The sequence below is a fragment of the Fibrella aquatica genome (assembly GCF_041321135.1).
In the GTDB taxonomy this organism is placed as follows: domain Bacteria; phylum Bacteroidota; class Bacteroidia; order Cytophagales; family Spirosomataceae; genus Fibrella; species Fibrella aquatica.
In genome coordinates, this window is the sequence record NZ_JBGGWF010000001.1 from 456,411 (window position 1) to 478,134 (window position 21,724).

General features: G+C 49.3%; 17 protein-coding genes. 8 read left to right on the forward strand and 9 right to left on the reverse strand.

Annotation, left to right across the window (positions count from 1 at the left end):
• Positions 1–249 precede the first annotated feature (249 nt).
• Positions 250–2,712: a DUF3987 domain-containing protein gene (locus ACAW87_RS01575; protein WP_370721389.1), complete on the forward strand. Its 2,463-nt coding sequence runs from the start codon at positions 250–252 to the stop codon at positions 2,710–2,712.
• Between the two features lie 125 nt (positions 2,713–2,837).
• Here ACAW87_RS01575 and ACAW87_RS01580 read toward each other — a convergent pair whose 3' ends face one another.
• Positions 2,838–4,250, reverse strand: a complete 1,413-nt coding sequence (locus ACAW87_RS01580; protein ID WP_370721390.1) for a site-specific integrase — start codon at positions 4,248–4,250, stop codon at positions 2,838–2,840.
• A 457-nt stretch (positions 4,251–4,707) separates the two neighbouring features.
• On the opposite strand from ACAW87_RS01580, the gene ACAW87_RS01585 reads away from it, so the two are divergent.
• From ACAW87_RS01585 to ACAW87_RS01600, 4 genes are all read left to right on the forward strand, one after another.
• Entirely contained in the window at positions 4,708–5,646 is a 939-nt protein-coding gene (locus ACAW87_RS01585; protein ID WP_370721391.1) for a Brp/Blh family beta-carotene 15,15'-dioxygenase, read from the forward strand.
• Positions 5,647–5,894: 248 nt separating this feature from the next.
• Positions 5,895–6,650, forward strand: coding sequence for a bacteriorhodopsin-like (locus tag ACAW87_RS01590; RefSeq protein ID WP_370721392.1), 756 nt, complete (start codon positions 5,895–5,897; stop codon positions 6,648–6,650).
• Between the two features lie 111 nt (positions 6,651–6,761).
• Entirely contained in the window at positions 6,762–7,934 is a 1,173-nt protein-coding gene (locus tag ACAW87_RS01595) for a lycopene cyclase family protein (protein WP_370721393.1), read from the forward strand.
• 65 nt (positions 7,935–7,999) lie between these two features.
• On the forward strand, positions 8,000–8,932 hold the full coding sequence (locus ACAW87_RS01600; RefSeq protein WP_370721394.1) for a glycosyltransferase family 2 protein: 933 nt from the start codon (positions 8,000–8,002) through the stop codon (positions 8,930–8,932).
• A 110-nt stretch (positions 8,933–9,042) separates the two neighbouring features.
• Here ACAW87_RS01600 and ACAW87_RS01605 read toward each other — a convergent pair whose 3' ends face one another.
• The 4 genes from ACAW87_RS01605 to gcvT all read right to left on the reverse strand — a co-directional run bounded on the left by ACAW87_RS01605 (position 9,043) and on the right by gcvT (position 13,344).
• Positions 9,043–10,707, reverse strand: a complete 1,665-nt coding sequence (locus tag ACAW87_RS01605; protein ID WP_370721395.1) for a hypothetical protein — start codon at positions 10,705–10,707, stop codon at positions 9,043–9,045.
• Between the two features lie 121 nt (positions 10,708–10,828).
• Complete coding sequence (locus ACAW87_RS01610) at positions 10,829–11,320, reverse strand: NADH-quinone oxidoreductase subunit C (protein ID WP_370721396.1); 492 nt, start codon at positions 11,318–11,320, stop codon at positions 10,829–10,831.
• Positions 11,321–11,433: 113 nt separating this feature from the next.
• Positions 11,434–12,144, reverse strand: coding sequence for a 2-phosphosulfolactate phosphatase (locus tag ACAW87_RS01615; protein WP_370721397.1), 711 nt, complete (start codon positions 12,142–12,144; stop codon positions 11,434–11,436).
• A 108-nt stretch (positions 12,145–12,252) separates the two neighbouring features.
• Positions 12,253–13,344, reverse strand: coding sequence for a glycine cleavage system aminomethyltransferase GcvT (gene gcvT, locus ACAW87_RS01620; RefSeq protein WP_370721398.1), 1,092 nt, complete (start codon positions 13,342–13,344; stop codon positions 12,253–12,255).
• 108 nt (positions 13,345–13,452) lie between these two features.
• Between gcvT and idi the strand changes: the two genes are divergently transcribed.
• Complete coding sequence (gene idi, locus ACAW87_RS01625; protein WP_370721399.1) at positions 13,453–14,025, forward strand: isopentenyl-diphosphate Delta-isomerase; 573 nt, start codon at positions 13,453–13,455, stop codon at positions 14,023–14,025.
• A 61-nt stretch (positions 14,026–14,086) separates the two neighbouring features.
• Here idi and bioA read toward each other — a convergent pair whose 3' ends face one another.
• On the reverse strand, positions 14,087–15,364 hold the full coding sequence (gene bioA / locus ACAW87_RS01630; RefSeq protein ID WP_370721400.1) for an adenosylmethionine--8-amino-7-oxononanoate transaminase: 1,278 nt from the start codon (positions 15,362–15,364) through the stop codon (positions 14,087–14,089).
• A gap of 234 nt (positions 15,365–15,598) precedes the next feature.
• On the opposite strand from bioA, the gene ACAW87_RS01635 reads away from it, so the two are divergent.
• On the forward strand, positions 15,599–16,144 hold the full coding sequence (locus ACAW87_RS01635; RefSeq protein WP_370721401.1) for an REP-associated tyrosine transposase: 546 nt from the start codon (positions 15,599–15,601) through the stop codon (positions 16,142–16,144).
• Between the two features lie 170 nt (positions 16,145–16,314).
• On the opposite strand, the gene ACAW87_RS01640 is transcribed toward ACAW87_RS01635, so the two are convergent.
• Entirely contained in the window at positions 16,315–17,592 is a 1,278-nt protein-coding gene (locus ACAW87_RS01640) for a citrate synthase (RefSeq protein ID WP_370721402.1), read from the reverse strand.
• Between the two features lie 276 nt (positions 17,593–17,868).
• Here ACAW87_RS01640 and ACAW87_RS01645 point away from each other — a divergent pair, with 276 nt between their 5' ends.
• On the forward strand, positions 17,869–18,516 hold the full coding sequence (locus ACAW87_RS01645) for a phosphoribosylanthranilate isomerase (protein ID WP_370721403.1): 648 nt from the start codon (positions 17,869–17,871) through the stop codon (positions 18,514–18,516).
• A gap of 28 nt (positions 18,517–18,544) precedes the next feature.
• Here the strand turns inward: ACAW87_RS01645 and ACAW87_RS01650 are convergent, their stop codons facing one another.
• Both ACAW87_RS01650 and ACAW87_RS01655 read right to left on the reverse strand, forming a co-directional pair.
• Positions 18,545–20,959 (reverse strand): endonuclease MutS2, encoded by a 2,415-nt coding sequence (locus ACAW87_RS01650; protein WP_370721404.1) that lies wholly within the window; start codon positions 20,957–20,959, stop codon positions 18,545–18,547.
• Between the two features lie 185 nt (positions 20,960–21,144).
• Positions 21,145–21,582, reverse strand: coding sequence for a thioredoxin family protein (locus ACAW87_RS01655; protein ID WP_370721405.1), 438 nt, complete (start codon positions 21,580–21,582; stop codon positions 21,145–21,147).
• Positions 21,583–21,724: the final 142 nt, after the last annotated feature.

Below are 21,724 nucleotides of genomic sequence, written 5' to 3' on the forward strand. Positions count from 1 at the left end.
TAAAAACTCGCGAGAAATCGCGTGAGTGGACATCTATTTTCTCAGTTCACAAAAAACGCGCAGTCAACAGACTTACACTACGTCTGATGTACAGCAATAAACAGACATGTTTGTTTGCATGTATTGCAGAACCGATCCCTTTTATTTTTCCTGATGCGTATTGGGATGGGAAACGGTATGAACGTTCTGCCTATTTGGTTACGGTCGGCCTAAGTGTATGTACACCACAATTTTTTCAAACACAATACAATGGCTGAACTATCTGTATTCAGAAACGTCAGCCCAGCGTCATTTGTGGGCAACTTCGCAACAGAAGATATTGTGAATATGATACGTACCGACAAGTTTAAGCAACAGACGGACTATCTACGAACTATTACAGACGAGGTGTTAGCTAGAAACGTTAAGGCTGGTCGCAGGGAAGAGGGGCGGCTAGTAGAGCCTGGACAGTTTTGGGGGGTTACTTGGTCCGGTACTTTTTTGGGTGGTAAGAAGTCGTCAGATCTCCTTCAGCATAGTCAGTTGATTTGTGTTGACATTGATAAACTCGCTCCTGGAAGGCTACATGAATTACGCGAAGTTTTAAGAGCTGATAGCTTTACAAATATACTTTTTATCAGCCCTTCCGGAAATGGATTAAAAATTGTCATTAAAATTGACTACAAAGATCCGGGTGACCATAAACGATTTTTTCAGCAAATTCACGACTACTATATTTATCATTACAGAGTCCAGGAGTACGAGTTCGATAGCAGTTGTAAAAATGTGGATCGCTTATGCTTCATTCCTCATGATCCAGGAATATACTTCAATCCTGACAGCACAATAATGGCATTAGAGGAGCGATACCTAACTGATGATCCTCCTCTTGTACAAAAGGTAAAGGCTGCTGATAAACGTGATTTTTCAGTGGGTCTAGTTCGGTCGCCGGCACAGTATCTTGATAGAAGCTTGGATATGATCCGTCGCGCGCCTGACGGTCAAAAACACTATGTACTTTGTAAAGCTGGCAAGTTAGCTGGGGGATATATCGCTTCTGGATTAGTTCAAGAAAACGAGGCTGTTCTGGCACTTGAAGAAGCTATAAGAGTTAAACCGAATGTCATCGACTTTGAGGCGGCCCGGCGGACTATACGAGATTCGATTGATTATGGTCGTAACAAGCCTATTGAACCTTATGTGCCTTTTCTCACTGAAACCTCTTCTGTCGTTCAGGTGCCCGATGATTGGCCTAATCCTCTTCCTTTGCAGAAAGAATGGCTACCTGTAACGTCCTTAGAGCCGGATATGATACCTTCTGTTTTACGAATGTGGGTGTTTGATATCGCTGATAGGATGAAGTGCCCGCCTGATTACCCTGCAACAGCGGCTATTGTCATGATTTCAGCTTTAATAGGGACCAGGCTAACAATAAAACCTAAGCAAAAGGATGATTGGATTGTTGTGCCTAACCTCTGGGGAGCTGCCATAGGGCGTCCTTCTGCTAAAAAAACTCCTCCAGTCAAGGAGGTATTTAGGCCCCTGTTTCGGCTTGAAAAAGAGGCGGACCAACAGTATCAGGAAGCTGTAAGCTGCTATGAGGCGGAAAGAATAGCCACCGAGGAACAGCTTAAGTTGTACAAGCAACAACAGGCAGACCTATTGCGCGGTAAATCTGTAAGTAATCAGGTTGCCTACCCTGAGCCAGCAAAACCACCTGCTGAACGTCGGTTAATCGTTTATGACGCTACAGTCGAAAAGCTAGGCGAGATTCTAAGCGAAAACCTTGCTGGTCTGTTGGTTTATAGAGATGAATTGACAGGATTATTGGCTAGTTGGAGCCGAAGGGGGCACGAGGCAGATCGAGCATTCTATTTGTCAGCTTGGGACGGTTCTACACCAAACCGCGATGATCGGATTAGCCGTAAAGGACATTATATAGAAAACGTCTGCTTGGCTCTTTATGGGACTATCCAGCCTGCAAAATTGCTAACGTATTTACAGGCAGCTACCACCAGCGAAAATGATGGTTTTGTTCAGCGCCTACAAGTTGCTGTGTTACCTGACCGCCCCATTTGGGCATACACGGATGAATATCCAGACAGAGCAGCCAGTAATCAAGCGTACAATCTAATTCAAAAACTGGTCGAAAGTGATATTAGCGTTATGGGTTTTCAGCCTGACGAATACAATAATTTTGCATACACACGATTTGATGATGTAGCGCAGGAAATATTTAGAGAATGGCTAACTGACTTAGAAACTAATATTATTCCGGGTGAATCAGGCCTATTGGAGGAGCATTTCTCTAAATACTCCAGTCTAATGCCTTCTTTAGCTTTAATTTTTCATCTCATCGAATGCTTGGATGAGGGAAAACAATCAAAGCATATAAGCGCTGAGGCCGCTAGGATGGCTACTCAATGGTGCGACTATCTGGCTAGCCATGCTCGCCGAATCTATGGGTTACTAGAGACCGCTCCTATAGCTGGGGCAAATCGCATATTGCGGGAGATACGCTCTGGTAATCTGACAGATGGTTTTAAAACACGTGATGTGGTACGTATGCGATGGAGCTATTTAACGACTACAGCGGAGGTTGATGCTTCGATAAATGAGTTAATTAGGGCTAATTGGTTATATGCCGAAGATCCTCCTTCTCGGCAGGAACCATGGGGGCGTCCTGAGGCTGTTCGGTATAGAATACACCCTCATTTACTTCAAAACGCATAAACGACGTGCCGACAAAACCGACAAATCTCTATTGTCGGTTTTGTCGGCACGTCGTTTATGCGTTTTGAAGTAAATAATTAACAAGGTAACCCGCATGTTCTTGTACGTCTCGAGTAATGGAGATGTCATTTGGATTTTGACACCAAGGCGTCTAACAGATCGTCTGTATGATTGAAGCTAAGCTCCGAGATATATGTTCGGGTCTGTGCTTCGGTTTGGTGCCCCATCAACTGGCGAACCTTTTCAATACCTAAATCTAATGTAGTAGCGTGTGTTGCAAATGAATGGCGGCTTACATAAGTGGTTAGTTTAGTTTGAATATTAAGCTCCTCGCCAATTTCTTTCAAACTGGTATTTATTTGGTTTAACATCTTACCAAGACGGTTCTTTATCTGTTGAGGAGATTGATGTATATCTCCATCCAGTAGATCAAAAACATAGTTGCTCGCTTGGTGACTTGTAAATGGCCGATAAAAATCAATGATTGCAAGAGCAGAGCCGTTAAGCTTCATGTTAAAGAACCCACCCGTTTTCTGACGAGTATAACTGATCCGGTGAGTACCATCTGGATCCTGCCGAATATCAGACCAACGAAGCTGAGCCATATCGACGAAGTTGATACCCGCTACGTTGAAAGAAAATAGGAAGATATGCTTAGCTCGAGTCCAGCGAGCTACATCGGCTGCATTTTTGATCTTAGCCGCCGCCCCGGGGTTTCGTATACCCTTGTAGTCTGTAGATACTGCCGTCCCAACAGGCCTGTAATCCTCAATGCGAGTAATCTCTTGACGAGTTATTGCCCGTTTTTGAGTCTTAGTGTTGAACTTGCCGATACTGAACTTTTTAGTCTCAGCCACATTACGTGCAAATGGATAATGTGAAGCGTCTACGATTTCCTCAGCAATTGCCCGATTGTATATCGTGCGAAGAGTACGGAAACGAACCGAGAGGCTAGTCCCAGTATTGTTTCGCTTTAAGAACCAATGTTCAAAGTCATTTAAGAACTTGACTGTAATATCAGCGAAGCGCAGGTCCTTACGTCCTTGGGATTGCTCTCTCAAGAAACGGACGAGCTGGTTTTTTAAATCAATATGCACATTAGCATATCCCAGTTTACCTAACTCCTGCATACTATCTATTTTTTCACTCAAATACTGCAAAACGGTATACTTACGCTGGATCTGTCGCTTTGCACTGCCGCGTTCGACTACATCGTTTGTAGTATGAGGTATGTCATTATCGGCTAATTCTTTTGCAGCCTCAATAAATCTGTCTTCCCAAGCTTCAAGGCCCTTAACTAGATCCTTTCTTTGGATCATATCCTTAGTTAAGTTTTTGCGAATGGCCTGGCTATAAGAGGTGTGTTTGTTATTCCAGAACTTAGGAAGAAGTGTGTAGGGTGTTGCGACATACTTGGAATATCTGTCTTTCGTAATCCGAACCCAGAATGGATGACTCCCGTCTGACAGTGTTTTAGATGTTCGATAAACGATTTTAACAGTTGCTTGGCTTTCTTTGTGCTGAGTTGATCTTGCCATAAGAAGAGTTGGATGAACCAGTGTTCAGTTGCGACGTTAGGTAAAACAAATCTTAAAAACAACCAGTAATATTGAAAAACAACCAATACAATAGCGTCTAATAAGAGCCTAAATATGCTGATAATCAGCAACAAAAGCAATTGTTCGAAAATATAGCTACTATGCATGGGGTGCAAGAGGTCGTGGGTTCGAATCCCGCCTTCCCGACCAAAGCCAGTCAATGATGACTGGCTTTTCTTTTTTGATGCCATCGTGCTTGGATGGTGTGCAATAGGTGGTGGCGGTTCGCCGCTGCGACTCGAATCTCGCCTTCAACAAGGTCAGTCAGAAATGACTGGCTTTTTTTGTGGTTGCTAGTCTGCCTCTCCCTTTTCAGATAAAAAAACTACTCAGGTCAGGTGATTAGCCGGGTTTCTGTGTTTAGACCATATAAGGTTTATTATCAACTCTGCTCACCATGCTTCGTACTGCTATTCTGAAAACACCCACGTACCTAACCATTGGGGTGGGCATGCTACTGGTTGGCTATCAATACTGGGTGGGTCCTATTCCGATGTTGGCTCAACTCATTGTGTGCATCATGCTGCTGTTAGCCGCCGGTATTCCACACGGAGCGCTCGATCACCTCATTGAACAGGAGTATAGTACCCGGTTGCAGCAACCGTTTTCTATGGGCCGTTTCATCATGAAATACCTGTTGCTGATTGCCGCTTATGGCGTTGTATGGCTGGTTGCGCCGGTGCTGAGCCTGGTGCTGTTCCTGGGTATATCGGCCTGGCACTTTGGCGAGACCGACCTTGAAAATGCTCCCGAAACCCCCTATTGGTCGGCCGCCCGTTTTATGGCGGGTGGATTGGTACTAGCGTTTATTTTACTCACTCATATTCCGGAAACTACGCCGATTGTGGCCCGGATTGTACAACAGAACGCAGCCACCATGCACGTATGGGACGTGCTATCGGAGCGGGCCGGGCTGGTGTTGGCGGGCTGGTGCGGCTTAACGTTGTTACTCGTAGGGGTGGCATTTCGTCATCGACCAATCTTGATAAATGGGTGGCGGTTGGGTCGGTTGGGGGTGGTGCTACTGCTTACCTATCCGCTACCTCTTCTGCCCGCTTTCCTCTTGTATTTCGGTGGCTGGCATGCCTTGAGCTCGTTCGGCAGCATCCAGGCCTACCTGAAATTGCCCGCTTATTCAGCCTATTCGGCCTGGCGTTTGTGGTGGCAGGCACTCCCGCTCACCATCGCTGCCTTCTTTTTTCTGGGTGTTTGTACGGCCGTTTGGTATACCTACGTACCTAACCTCGATCCTATACCTACTTTGTTTATCCTTCTTTCAACAATAACGCTACCTCATATACGGGTTATGCATAAACTTAATATAGTTAATAACTAGTTGAATATTAGTGTATTATGAAATTTTTTTTAAATTAAGTATTGATTTTCAGGTAGTTGTAAATCGAGATATTCTATGGTTTGCTTCTTCTGTTGAAAATATTTGTTTAATTTATTTTTAAAATCATTAAACAAAAGGAGGGTAATTGGTGTAGTTGTATTTAAGTAATTAATTGTAGTGTTCCAAGAAGGGGTTCTTGGAAGGTATGGTTCAATTAGTCTAATTCATTCACCACATTCTGTACTTTTATGTTTAATCAGCTTACCTCTATTCTGCTGGAGGCACTCCAGCCAGGCGACGTGATCGGGTTCACGTTCTTCACAGGCTACATGTCTATGTTTGCCGCCTCTGTGTTCTTCTTCATGGAACGTAGTCAGGTCGATGGCAAATGGAAAACGTCTCTGCTAATCTCGGGATTGATCACGATGATCGCGGCGGTGCATTACTTCTACATGCGTGATGTATGGCTCACCACCAAAACATCGCCAACCGAATTCCGCTATATCGACTGGACGCTTACCGTGCCCCTGATGTGCGTGGAGTTCTACCTGTTGATCAAGCCCTACGGCGGTAAAGTAACTACTCTTTACAAGCTGATTCTTTACTCGGTTGTGATGCTGGTAGCCGGCTATATCGGTGAGGCAATCCGGCCAGATCAAACCATCATGTGGGGTATCATTTCAACGCTGGGTTATCTGGGCGTTATTTATGAAGCAACAGCCGGTGATGTGAAGAAAGTGGCCGACGCATCGACCAACCCGGAAGTGGGTAAAGCGGTCCGGTTACTGCGCAACTTCGCCATTGTAGGCTGGGCTATCTACCCAATTGGTTACATGGCAATGCCCGGAAACCTGTTGGCTGGCATGGGCCTGAACCTGGACCTGATTTACAACATCGCCGATGCAGTAAATAAAATCGGTTTTGGTCTGGTCGTTTATAACGCAGCTATGACATCAACACAGAACGAGTCAAGAGCTTCCAAGATGGCGTCGGCTACTGTGTAGAACAGCAACAAACGTTGTCTCATTAAAACAGCCCGTCTTCAACAGAGACGGGCTGTTTGATAACTCACCTACACACATCGTGTAGGGTAAAGCATCTCTGACAGATTATCCATGAAGCGGTACGATATTATCATTGCGGGCGGCGGCATGGCGGGGCTCAGCTTGTGTTATTACCTGAGCAAGTCGTCGTTACGCACGAAATCAATTCTGCTGATTGATCGGGAAGTTAAGAACCAGAACGACCGCACCTGGTGCTTTTGGGAAACAGGCTCCGGGCCCTTCGAGTCAATCATATTCAGAAGCTGGAAAACCATTGAGTTCTACAGCAAAACGTTGTCGAGCCTGTTGCCTGTTAGTCAGTATTCGTACAAAATGCTGCGGGGTATCGACTTCTATACGTTCGCTTACCAGCAACTGACCCGATTGCCCAACATCGATATTAAGCACGCCACCGTCGATGCGATTCATGAAACGGCCGACGGCGGAACGGTGCGGGTAGGCGAAGAGACATTTATTGCTAACTACGTGTTCGATAGCATCTCGCCCTTGAAACCGCACAGCCCCGGAAATCAACAGTTGCTGCAACATTTCAGAGGCTGGGTTATTACCACCGAGCGCGACTGTTTTGACGCGAGTTGTCCGCGTATCATGGATTTTCGGGTGTCGCAACAGAACGATTGCCGTTTCTTTTACCTGCTTCCTTTCGATCAGCGAACGGCCCTGGTCGAATACACCGTGTTTAGTCAGCAGGTGCTGACCGAGCAGGATTATGCCATAGCCCTGAAGAACTACATCAGTGAGTTTCTGGATACGGGTGCCTACACCATCCGGGAAACCGAAGGCGGTGTTATTCCGATGTCAGACGAAATACCGGTTACGCCATCGGCTGCGCACGTGATTCGCATAGGTACGTCGGGCGGTTATACCAAGCCCTCTACCGGATACACCTTTCAGCGTACCCAGCAGTATCTGAGCGAATTGGTCCTGAATCTGGCTCGTACGGGCAAACCCACGCGCTCCAAAACGGGTTTCCGTGGCTGGATGAAACACGCCCTGGACATTGTTTTTCTGAACGTACTGATTCACGACCGTCACTCGGCCGCCGATATTTTTACGCGCCTGTTTACCAAAAATGACCCGAATGTATTGTTCCGGTTTATGAACGAAGAAACAACGTTCACCGAAGATTTGCAGGTAATCTACTCAATGCCCAAAACCGCCTTTGTGGTTGGTGCTGTTGATAGTATTCTGAAACGGGTAGTGGGCCGCTTTAGTGGTCAATAAGTCGGAAAACTGCGTTTCCCCGATTCAGAAGGGCTGTTCTAACCCGAGTGTGTACCTTTGCGGGTATGCAGCATTTTCCTCTGGTTTCAGTTGTGTTGGCCACCTACAACGGCGAGCGCTTTCTGGAAGCGCAACTAGACAGTATTCTTCAACAGACGTACCCAAACCTGGAAATCGTTGTGGTAGATGACCGATCTACTGATTCAACAACGGCTATTCTTGACCGGTATGCTGCCCGGCATCCAAATATGCGGGTTTTTGTGAACGAAACGAATCTGGGCTACATCCGTAATTTCGAGAAGGGGATGCTGCTTGCCACTGGCGAACTGATTGCTCTGAGCGACCAGGACGATATCTGGCACCTCGATAAGCTGACAACACTGGCTGAGGCCATGGGCGACCGGGAAATCGTGTATGCCGACTCGCGCCTGATTGATGATAAAGGCGAACCAATTGGCGAGAACTTCTCGGATGTGCGTCAGTTGATCAGCTTCGACAGCTGCTTGTCCTTCGTAATCGGCAATACGGTATCGGGGCATGGCATGCTGATTGCCAGAGATCTGGTGCATCGAAGCTTACCGTTTCCGATTACTGTTCCCCACGATCACTGGATGTGCTTTGTAGCTACGTTCCGAAAGCCGGTTCGCTATTTGCCCCAAGTGCTGGTCGATTACCGGCAGCATACCAACAATGTGTTTGGCATTACCCGTATGGTCGATGGCGTGCGCCGACCCCGGCCAAAGAAAGATGAAGCGCAAAAGCTTCGCGAAATTCGTGAACGGATACAGTTGCTCTACGATAAATGCCCCACCGATCTACAGGAAGAGAAACAAGTCCTGGGGCGCTTGAACAACAGTTATAAAAGCTTTTCATTGCCCAATAACTTCGCCAGAATGATGACTTTCTTCCGATATCAGGATCAACTTCTGGCCACCAAAAAGCGCAGCGCCGTTCGTAAATGGCTTTTTTGCCTTAAAATGTTCGTAAAGATCCGGTAGGTCGTGGCTGGCCATAGTGGGCGGGAAGGGCTTGTTCTAAGCCCCGACCAATTTAGATAATCTGACAAAAGCGCGGCACATTAACGTCTGGAATCTAAATTGAAGGCTTACTAACGCAACTGGGCCCGAATCTGATCCACCAGTTGATCGAACTTATCGGGCGTAAGCGCTCCTTTTTTAAGCAACTTTCCCTGGGGAGAAATAAGCCTGACGGGTGAAGCCTCTTCCAGATTCAGCGTAGAGACTACCGAGTAGGTTTGGGTTTCCGACAGGCGGATGTGCTCGCCACGGAGGCGATTTCTGACCATCGATTCTACCCATAGTTTATCGTCATCGTCGTTGAGGCTGACGTACAACAACGTGAAGTCACGGGCCGGAAAAACGTCGCGCAGTCGTTGGGCATCGCGGGCCAGCTGGCGGCCTTCTTCGTTGGTGGGACTCCACAGCACCACATAAATCACGCGCCCCCGATTCTGGTCAATGGCTTTCTTCAGCACATCGGTGCCATATCGATTGGTGCCGGTGGTGACGTAAATACCTTCGCTCACGAAGCCGCTGTTAACGCCGGGCTGTTTTTCCAGCGCCAGGTAATCGGTACGTGCTTTGCGTACCACTGCCGTATCGCGCAGGGCCTGACTAAGTATATGGTTGAATGACTGCTTCAGGTACGTGTTGCCAATCTGCGGATAAATATATTGGCCCAACAAGGCCGCAGCATTGAGGGTAGATTCGGAAATAGTAGAGTTCAGCGTGTATCCTTTCAGGTAATCGAGCGACAGGCTGTCGAATAAGGGTCGGGCAGTCTGTATCGCGTTTTCGTAGGCAACCAGACGCGACAATGTGTCGGGGTTGCGCTCGAGCAGCCTGGATAGGTAGCGGACGTCGGCAGTTCGGGCGGTATTGGTTTCCTTAAAAACGGCTAGTCGTTGCCGGTCATCGGCGGTGAGGCCAACGCCATATTGATCGATGACCTGGGCCAGGGTACGTATGCGAATGCCGCGCCCGCCGCTGGGCGTGCTTTGGTTGATGCGCATAGACGCATAGGTCCCAAATCGATTGAGGGCCATGGCCCTACTAGGCGTCAGCAGTGCATCGGAGCCGGTAGTTAGCACTTTAAAATAACTGGCCGATAGCGTATGCGAATCCTGTACGGCTTTATCAAATACGTAGGCGGCGGCATCGTTGCGGGCGTTGGTAAGTATCCATTCCTGCACCAGTGGAAAAACAGATTGCTGGGCAGCAAACTGGGTAAATGGCGCTGTAAATGCCTGATAAAGGGCTGAATAGGTTTGATTAATATCACCGTTCAGCGCCCGTTTGAATGTCCTGTTCTGGGTTGATTCGTTTGGCTTGTTTTTCGCTTCAAATGCTTTGTATTGAGCAAACTGCTGATTTACCTGCGCGTTGACACCGCCAAACTGAAACGGTAATGCGGCTACATACAGCGAATCATTGTTGAGGTTGATGGTGAGACTACCGGCCGACGCCAGAAACGGTGTTGTAGCGTTGCCAACAACGAACTGCATTTCTTCCTGCGGATACACGATTGGCACCGCCACCCGAAATGTCCCATCGGGCTGAAGCGGAGCCGGAAATGCCTGTTCTACTCCATTGCGCAGAATGTTGGTCCGGGTAACAAGCACGTTTGGCGATTGCCGGTACAACTGCGCCGAAAGCCGACGTACCTGTCCCGAAACAATAACCGAATCAACCGCCGATTGTGCAAAAACACCGGTAGTTAGTAGCAGGAGAGAAAGGTGAAGCAGGCGAAGCATGGGTCAGTTATCAGTAAACAGTGATCAGTTATCAGTAAACAGTTATCAGTAAACAGCTTTGCTACTTTACACTTACCCCGCAGAGCTGATAACTGTTTACTGATAACTGTTTACTGTTCTGTTATTTCGTTGAAATGCCGTGGTAGCGTTCGGGTTCCTGGTAATCGCGGCGGAGTGGATGGCCCTCCCAGTCGAGTGGTAACAGAATGCGCCGAAGGTCGGGGTGACTGGTAAACCGAATGCCAACCAGATCAAACGCTTCACGTTCATGCCAGTCGGCGGTGCGCCACACACCGGCCAGGCTGGGTACGTTGGGCAGGTGTTGCGGATCGTCGGGATTGTGGCGTGGTACGGTCAGTTTCAGCATCAGATCGTGTTGGTACGGAATCGACGTCAGGTTGTAAACTACCTCCATCGTGTTTAGTTCTGGCCCGTTATCGATTGCCGTTACGCAGGCCAGCAGATCGCAATAAAGCCGATCGTCATTCCGTAAAAATTGGCAGATCTTCACCAACTCATCAGCCTCTACCAGCAGATGGGGTTGCAGACCAGTAGTAACGGGCGTAACCGTAAACTGCTCCTGCAAAAGGGTAGTGATATTAGTGAAAGTCATAAATTCGTCAAATTTCGTGTTTGATGTTCAGCGTTTGATGTCGCTTTGCTAACTCACCAGATTGGAAGAAGCAACACAAAATCAAACGCTGAACATCAAACACGAAACTGTATTTAAACGTCCATTTTGACCAGTGAACTGCCGCGTAGTACAGGGACTACATCGTAGAGGTCGTGTTGCAGGCAGTAGGCAATATCTTTCTGAATGCCGAGGCGTTGCAGGCGACGGAGGTGCGACGCGTTGGACAGGTAACCGATCAAGTTATCTTTCCCGTCGCAATAAAGGCGGTGTGCCATCAGGGCACCATCTTCGTTCATCGAATAATCGTCGCGAAGGCGATGGGCCAGGGCACCGGCAAAGAGCGTATCTTCCAGGTTTGGCCGACCTTTCCAGCCTGCGCACAGCACCATGATGTCGTAACTCTGGGTACGTAGGTACTTGGCAATGGCGTCGAGGTTCAGGAAGGAGCCAACGAGCACTTTCACCGCCGACCGCGATTTGGTGATGGCCAGGGTACCGTTGGTAGTCGTCATGGCGATATCGGTTCCCTGCAGGCGGTCGTCCATATAACTGAATGGCGAATTGTCGAGATCGAATCCCTCAACGGTCTGGGCATTGCGTTCGGCAGCGGCCAGATAGCCCCGTTGTTGCAGGGCCCGGCATTCCTCGACGGTAGCCACTGGAATAATGCTTCCCACACCATAAGCAAAGGCCGTAACCATGCAGGAAGTGGCCCGGAACACATCGGCTACCACCACAATCGTGTTGTCGATGGTGTGCAGGTGCAGCAAGTCCGGGGTTAAGCAAACGTCAATTTGTTTCATTAGAGATAAAGATTTTTTGACAGGATTTACATGATTAACAGGATTTTACACTTTATCTAGAGCAAAGACAAATCCTGTTAATCATGTAAATCCTGTCAAAAACCTTTTTTATTTTTTCAAGAATGGAAGTTTAACAACCTCAGCTTTGAGTAGCTTTTCGCGGACGCTGACGAAGATTTCGGTGCCGGGTTTGCTTAGTTCGGTGGGTACGTAGCCCATGCCGATGCCTTTGCCAAGCGTGGGCGATTGAGTGCCCGAGGTAACTTCGCCAACAACCGTTCCGTCTGCCGTGCAGAGCGAGTAATGGCCGCGTGGAATACCCCGGTCGATCATGCTGAAACCAACCAGTTTGCGGGTTAGTCCGGCCTCTTTTTGCGCTTTCAAAGCTGCTGAATTGACAAAGTCGTGCGAGAATTTGGTGACCCAACCCAAGCCTGCTTCCAGCGGTGATGTTTCGTCGGTAATGTCATTGCCATATAAGCAGAAACCCGATTCGAGGCGGAGGGTATCGCGGGCACCGAGGCCAATAGGCTTAATGCCGTGTGGCGCACCCGCTTCCATGATCGCGTTCCAGACGGTTTCGGCTTGGTGATTGGATACGTAAATCTCAAAACCACCCGCGCCGGTGTAGCCTGTAGCCGACACAATAACATTGGCCATGCCCGCGAAATCGGTCTTCTCGAAGGTGTAATACGACATCGAGTCGAGCAGGGCGTTGGTCAGCGGTTGCAGCGCTTTGGCGGCTAGTGGCCCCTGAATGGCGAAGAGGCACATATCGTCAGATATGTTTGTCAACTCCACCTCATACTCAGAGGCATACTGGTTTATCCAGTTCCAGTCTTTCTCGATGTTCGAGGCGTTAACCACGAGCATGTATTCGAGGGCCGAAATCCGGTAGACTAGCAAATCGTCGATGACGCCGCCCCGGTCGTTGGGAAGGTAGGAGTACTGTACTTTTCCGTCGAACAACACGCTGGCATCGTTGGCCGATACGCGCTGAATGAGGTCGAGGGCACCGGGGCCTTTCAGCATGAACTCGCCCATGTGCGAGACATCGAACATACCCACGGCATTGCGAACGGTGTGATGCTCGTCGAGATCGGAGCTATAACGAACGGGCATTTCGTAGCCCGCGAATGGAACAATTTTGGCACCCAACGCCCGGTGTACGGCGTCTAACGGAACTTGCTTCAGCGACATGTTGACGGTTTTATGGTCGCAAAAGTACAGCCTTTCAACTGGAATGCGTAACAGCGAGTACAAGCCGGGATACAGTCATCGACATATCCCGAGTTGCGTCCGTTTACCGTGCATATTACCTTCGCTGATAGTCACTTCATACAGCCACATTGCATGATTTCTGTAGGTACGTTATCCCCTGATTTGCTGCTCGTTACTGAGCAGGACGAGATTATCGGTACGGCCGAGAAAATGCAGGTTCACCATGATGGTGTCTTGCACCGAGCCTTTTCTGTGCTAATCTATAATGATCGGGGCGATTACCTGTTGCAGCAGCGGGCGCTGGAGAAATATCATTCGGGCGGCCTGTGGTCGAATGCCTGCTGCGGTCATCCTACTCAACCCGACGGTACGTTGCAGCAGGCCGAACAGCGACTCGACGAAGAGATGGGATTCCGTACGGAGTTATCGCCGTCGTTCAGTTTTATCTATCACGCCTCATTGCCCAATGGCCTGACCGAACACGAATTCGATCACGTTTTTACCGGTACGTATGACGGTGAAATTCCTTTCAACGCCGCCGAAGTCATGGCCGTTCGCTGGGTTAGCCGCGAAGCGTTGCTGCACGAGATGGCCACCGCCCCCGACACGTTTACCGTCTGGTTCCGTATCCTGGTCGATACGATTGAAAAGCAGCGGTAGGTACGTTGTGCTTTAAGCAACTTGCAACGTCAGCAACTTACTTAAAGCACAAAACCCCCAATTAACCTTCCAGCTTCTTCAACAACGCCAACACTGCGTCATAGGCTACCTGCAATTGCTCGTTGGTGGTGCAGTAGGGCGGCATAAAGTACAGCACGTTGCCCAACGGACGCATCAGCACGCCTTTTTCCAGCAGGAAATTGTAGGCCACATCCCGGATGTTGTTGAAGTACGAAGTTTGGCCACTCGTGATCAGGTCAAATGCTAGCAACGTACCCCGCTGCCGGATGTTCCCGACCACCGGCGACTGATGCAAGCGATCGGTAAAGGCCGTGTGCTGAGCGGCAATTCGCTGAATGTCAGCTTGTCGTTCGTCGGTCAGTAGTAAGTCGAGGCTGGCGAGCGAGGCGGAGCAGGCAACAGGATTGGCGGTAAAGGAGTGCCCATGGAAGAGCGTCTTCATCTTATCGGTCGATAGAAACGCATTGTAAATGGCGTCTGTGCAGGTCGTAATGCTCAAGGCCATGGTGCCGCCGGTGAGCCCTTTCGACAGGCACATCATGTCGGGTTTTTCGGTGAGGTAGTGACTGGCAAAGAGTTTCCCCGTTCGGCCGAATCCCGTCATCACTTCGTCGGCGATAAGTAATGTTCCGTGGGTACGTGCCATGGTGAAGAGTTGGTCGAGCACGTCGGGTTCGTACATGTTCATTCCGCCTGCTCCCTGCACCAGCGGTTCAACAATGAAGGCGGCTACTTCGTCGGTGAATAACGTGCGTGCCAGCTCCAGCACCTCGGCTTCGCGACCGGGAACGGGGGCGGGCAGGTACGTTACATCGAAAAGAAACGGGGAAAAAGGGGCGGTAAAAGCACTACGGCCGCTGACGGCCATGGCACCGAAGGTATCACCGTGGTAGGCATCCTCGAACGCAACCACTTTTAGCCGTGGTTTTCCGATGTTATGCCAATACTGAAACGCCATTTTCAAGGCCACTTCAACGGCCGTAGACCCGTTATCGGAATAGAAAATCCGGCGTTGGTTGGAGGGTAAGATTGGCAACAGCCGCTCGGCCAACTGAACGGCGGGCTCGTGCGTAAAACCGGCGAAAATAGTATGTTCCAGCGTGCGTAATTGGTCCGCTACGCGCTCAGCAATGTAGGGGTGGGCATGACCGTGCAGGTTCACCCACCACGACGAAATCATATCGAGTAGCTCGCGTCCATCTTCTGTGTAAAGCACCGATCCTTCGCCCCGAACAACGGCAATAGGAGCAGGGGCGGTTTGCATTTGCGTAAAGGGATGCCAAATAACGGCCTGGTCGCGTTGAGAAAGTGTAGTCATACCGCAAAGGTAAAGCGTATTGTAGCACTGAAGCTCCAGCTTCGGTAGTGGAAGCAGTGGCTTCAGTCTCAGACTACCGAAGCTGGAGCTTCGGCGCTACAGCACTAATTGCTTACTTGTTAGTAAGTTTGGCCCTTAGCTTGACCCTACTTCATTATTATGGCGGATGAAATATACTATCGAAAATTGCCTCACCTACAGCCATATAACGGTACATTCTTCGCGACTTATAGGTTGTACGGGACAATTCCCGCGGCGGTAAAGCAGTTGTTGCAGGAAGAATATGAAGCCGAGGTAAACAGGTTCAAAAGAGAGAGCAAACAGATCAGTGCAGACGAACTCGCCAAGCGGCACTTTGCTCGTTATGATTCCTTACTGGATCAGTGCCGTTACGGGAATACTCACCTTCGCCAAGCCAGTATTGCTCAGACTGTGATTGATACGCTGTTCTATTGGGATAACAAGCGAATTGAACTAATCGCTTTCTGTGTCATGGCCAACCACGTTCATGTAGTATTGACGGTGCTGGATGGCGAAGACAATACGCTCGATTCGCTGCTGCAATCGATGAAGAGCTTTTCCGCAAGAGAGGCTACTAAGAAGCTAGGACTAAGCGGTAAATTTTGGGAAGAGGAATCGTACGATCGCTTGGTTCGGGATGATGACGAACTGATTCGAATCGTTAGGTACGTATTGCAGAACCCAGTGAAAGCAGGGCTCTGCTCACAATGGCGCGACTGGCCGTGGAGTTACGTGAAGGAGGAGTATGATATGTTTTAGCTGGTCAATCCCTACCGAAGCTGGAGCTTCGGTGCTACAGGTAACGCCGAAGCTCCGGCTTCGGTAGTGTAAGCAGTGTCAGGGGCGCATAAAGAAAGGGTAGATAATCTTCCGATTAGCTACCCTTTCCTGATAATTGATACCTGTTAACTGTTCATTGTTAACTGACACTACCGCTCGCCGATGGACTTGAATTCGCGGAGGGTAGAGCCGGTGTAGATTTGACGCGGACGGCCAATTGGCTCTTTCTGCTCGCGCATTTCTTTCCACTGAGCAATCCAGCCCGGTAGGCGGCCAATGGCGAACATCACTGTAAACATGTTGGTCGGAATGCCCAAGGCGCGGTAGATGATGCCCGAATAGAAATCGACGTTCGGGTACAGTTTGCGCTGTACGAAATACGGATCGTTTAAGGCCGCTTCTTCAAGGCCTTTGGCGATTTCCAGCACAGGATCATTTACGCCCAGTTTGCTCAAGACGTCATCGGCTGCTTTCTTGATGATCTTAGCGCGGGGATCGAAGTTTTTGTACACGCGGTGACCAAAACCGAACAGACGGAAGCCCGTTGTTTTGGCATTCTTGGCCATATCGATGTACTTGGCCACATCGCCACCACCTTCTTTAATCTCTTCCAGCATCTCGATTACCTCCTGGTTGGCACCACCGTGCAGCGGGCCCCACAGGGCGTTTACACCGGCTGCAATAGACGAGTAGATGTTTGCCTGCGATGAACCAACAAGACGAACCGTGCTGGTCGAGCAGTTCTGTTCGTGGTCGGCGTGCAGAATCAGCAGCACGTTCAGCGCTTCGGCAACAACCGGGTCAACTTTATAATCTTCTACTGGCAACGCGAACATCATATTCAGGAAGTTCGGGATGTAGTCCAGTTCGTTTTTCGGGTAATTAGTCGGGTGGCCCTGCGTCCGTTTGTACGACCAGGTTGCAATTGTGGGCAACTTGGCCATCAGGCGGGTGATGTGCAGATCGGTGTTTTTTCCATCCTGCGAATCGGGATAAAACGCACTCATGGCATTCACGAGCGACCCGAGCACACACATAGGGTGGGCATTGACGGGGAAGCCGTTGAAGATGTTGCGCATATCTTCATTCACCAGCGTATGCCGACGAATACCGGTCGAGAACGTATCGAACTGTTCCTGAGTGGGGAGTTCACCATAGATCAGCAGGTACGATACTTCCAGGAAAGAGGCCTTAGAGGCTAAATCTTCAATTGAATAACCACGGTAGCGCAGGATTCCTTCCTCGCCATCAAGGAACGTTACGGCACTTTGAGTAGCACCTGTATTTTTATACCCCCGATCGAGGGTAACGTAACTTGTTTGGTCACGGAGGTTGGAAATGTCAACGGCTTTTTCGTTTTCAGTTCCTTCCAGCGTGGGAAAACTGTACGATTTGCCGTCTACGATCAGTTCAGCAGTGCTTGCCATACGTGCGTGCGGGTGTAAAGAATGTCAGCGTTAATGGGTTGTGTGCCCATCTAAAGGGCGACGGGCGAAATTAGTACCAAAAGCAATCGAAAACCCCCTCTAATCGCTGAAATGTTCAAGGATAAGGACGGTTGTTTATACAACTCCAATTCTAAGCCGCCGGTTTCGAGGATAGTCAAAGAGTGACAGGGAGAAAAGAGATAGTAAGTGTAAGCGCTTTGCTATATTCCATTTCTTACTTTAGCGAAGCACTTTCACTCCTTCACTCTTTGATATATGGTTCGTGTAAAGATATGCTGTATCAGTAGTTCCGATGAAGCCCGGTTGGCCATACGGATGGGTGCTTCTGCCCTGGGCCTCGTTGGGCCGATGCCTAGTGGCCCCGGCGTAATTACCGACCAACAGATTGCTGCTATCGCAAAACTGGTTCCACCGCCAATTGCCACGTTTCTGCTCACCAGTGAGACCGATGCCGGTCAGATCATTGCTCACCAGGAACGAGTACATACCAACACCATACAGATTGTTGATGCCTTACAAACCGGGCAATACGATCAAATTAAGGCGGCTTTACCTGGTGTTCGGTTAGTGCAGGTCATTCACGTGATCAATGATGCATCAGTGGACGAAGCGTTGCAGATTGCACCCCACGTTGATGCGCTGCTACTCGATAGCGGCAACCCGCATCTGACGATCAAAGAATTGGGAGGGACCGGACGGGTGCATGACTGGGCGTTGAGCCGACAAATTTGCGAACAGGTCAACGTACCTGTGTTTCTGGCGGGTGGCCTGCGACCCGATAATGTACAGCAGGCTATCGAAGCCGTTCAGCCATTTGGACTGGATCTTTGCAGCGGTGTGCGTACCAACGGTCATCTCGATCCGGTAAAGCTGGAAGCGTTCATGAAGGCAGTAAACCTGTAAGGTTTCCAAAACCTTACAGGTTTATAGATCATTTCATCTTCACCAGTGTAACGCCTTGTCCGCCTCGGTCGGGATGTTCGTCGGCCATACTGGCAACCTGTTTGTAGGAGCGTAGGTGATTACGCACCAGGGTCCGCAGAATGCCATCGCCTTTGCCGTGAACAATACGTAGTTCAGGATAGCCTAGCATCAGGGCGCTATCCATGAAGCGGTCGAGTTCACCGAGCGATTCTTCACCACGGAAACCCCGAATGTCGAGGTTGAACGAGAAATTCATCATTTTCTCGTTCAGGTCCATACCCTGACTACGCGGCGTTTCGCGAATACCAACGGCTTCCCGGTAGGTCTTGCGACTTACTTTTTCCAGCCGGTTCAGCTTGATGTTCGATTTCAGTTCACCAATCCTCACTTCAGCATCTTTACCCCGCAGGGCCAACACTTCGCCGATAGCGGTTTGCCCCGCAATGCGTACGTAACTGCCCACTCCGATGGGAGTGTTGTCGTTCACAAACTCCTCTTCCGGTTCTTTCGGGTTTACCGGTTCAATAACCACTTCCTGCTTCAGCTCTTTCTGGTCGAACTGCTGTAGTTCGGCACGTACCTGACGGGTTGTGTCTTTATCTGCTTTCGATTCTTTGATTTCGCGAATCGTGTTTTCAATGCGCTGATTCGCCTCCTGAACCAGCGTTTTTGCTTTGGCCTTAGCCGTATTCAGCAGCTGCTTCTGTTCGTTGTCAAGCTTCGTTTTCAGCGCGGTGTATTCAGCCAGTTGCTGCGACACTTTTCGCTGTTTGATGCTGATATCGAGGTTCTTTTCTGAAAAAACGCGCCGTTCAATGTCCAGCTCTTTCAGCAACTTCTCGAAGTTCACCTGTTGATTGCCGAGTTTCTCTTTAGCCCGCTCAATGACGGCGTTGGGGAGGTTGATTTTCTTGGCAATTTCAAAGGCAAACGACGAGCCGGGTCTACCCATTTCCAGTTCGTACAAGGGCTCTAGTTTCTCGCCGTCGAAGCGCATAGCTCCGTTGATGAGGCCGGGCGTTTTATCAGCGAAAACCTTTAGGTTGGTGTAGTGCGTGTTAATGACGCCGTAGGCTGCCGACTTGTTCAGCTCTTCCAGAATAGCTTCGGCAATAGCGCCACCCTGACCGGGTTCTGTTCCCGTACCAAATTCATCGATCAAAAAGAGCGTTCGTTTATTGGCCCCGATCAGAAACTTCTGCATGTTGGTCAGGTGCGACGAATACGTGCTAAGGTCGTTCTCCAGCGACTGTTCATCGCCAATGTCGATAAACAGGTTCTGAAACACGCCCATATCCGAATACTCGGCCATAGGCACCAGCAGGCCGCACTGCATCATGTACTGCAGCAAACCAATGGTTTTCAGAGCAATGGACTTACCACCGGCGTTAGGCCCCGAAATGATTAGAATCCGTTGCCGTTCGTCGAGCAGGATGTTGAGTGGTACTACGCTTTTCTTCTGTTTCTGATGCGACAGATAGAGCAGCGGGTGTCGCGCGGCGGTCCAGTTTAGTACCGGGCGATTCATCACCTGAGGCATGCCCGCCTGTAGTTCACCGGCTAGTTTGGCTTTGGCCCGAATGAAGTCGATTTGCGCCAAAAAGTTGACCGCCTTGCTCAGATCGGGCAAGAAGGGACGTACCTGATCGGTGAGCGCCAACAGAATACGGTACACCTCGCGGCGTTCTTCGTACTCCAGCTCGCGTACTTCGTTGTTGCCATCGAACACTTCGGCGGGCTCGATATATACGGTTTTGCCCGTGTCGGACTCGTCATGCACAAAGCCCCTGATCTTCCGTTTATGCTCGGCGGCGAGTGGAATAACCAGTCGACCACCGCGAATGGTTAGGCCCAGATCATCAGGAATCCAGCCTTGCTGACGGGCGGTGCGCAGAATGCTGTCGAGACGTTTGCGCAGGTTCGATTGCTCGGAGATAATCCGCCGACGGATGCTGGCCAGTTCGGGTGAGGCGTTGTCGCGTACATGACCCCGATCGTCGATAACACGTTCGAGCGCGGCCAGCAGATTCTTGTCGACAGTAACGGGTTGCGCCAGTTCGGCGAGGTAGGGGTATTGATCTTCTTCCTGATTGGCCAGGAATCGGAGACAGTCCTGAATGGTTTTTAGGGCCAGTTTCAAGTTGAAAAACTCGTCTTCCATCAGTGTAATACCTTCAATGCGGGCCTTCTGTAACTGAGGACGTACGTCGAGGTAGTTGCTCTGCGGAAAATCGGGTTCGTATTGTACGATCTGCGTAAACTCGTAGGTCTGACGCAGCAGTTTATCAATCAGTTGGTGATTGTCGGAAAAGCGAATTTTATCCACATAATCCTGCCCCAGTGGGGAAATACAGGCCTGCCGAAGCAGCTCGCGGATTTTGTCGAAACCTAGTTTTTGTTCGAGTGTATTGGGGTAAAGCATTCAGGCGTCAGGGCCTTTCGTTAACGGGCCTTATCCTATAACAGCTAGTAACTGATAGGGGTTCTTAACGAATTAAGAATTAAGAGTGTAGAGATAAGAAGCAAGAGACAAGAGGGCTCTGCTCAGGTACGTACCTAGGCAGAGCCCTCTTGTCTCTTGCTTCTTATCTCTACACTCTTAACTGACTATTTTACGCTCTTGCCAACGTTGAGCAGTTCATCGGCCGACATATAGCCGATGGCTTTTTTAACCACCCGGCCATTGCCGTTAATGAACAGCAGCGTAGGATAGGCCTCGAGCGGATACATCTGCGCCAAAGCCGGGCCTTCGCCTTTCTCCATATCCATCTTAACATTGATGAACCGCTTGTTGAAATAATCGCCTACCGTTTTCTGGGTGAATACGTTCTTCTGCAACATTTTGCAGGGTCCACACCAGCTAGCGTAGGCATCCAGGAATATCAACTTGTTCTCAGCTTTTGCTTTCTTGAGAATATTGGCCCAACTGGTACTTGTAAACTGAATACCAACTTCTTTTTCGTCAGTAATACCCCGTGTGGGAGTGACTGTGAACGACGAAGCGGTGAAGACGATAACAAGGCAGAGGCTAAGTAATTGACGCATGATTCGGGGAACGTTTATAACACTTATGTAACGAACAGATACTGCTATTTCGTTTCTGGCAAACAATGTAGTAGCCAAATTTACCCCCTTTGCTGAAAATGCCAAACGAGTTTTTTTAATGAGACACACGGTATAATCCGCA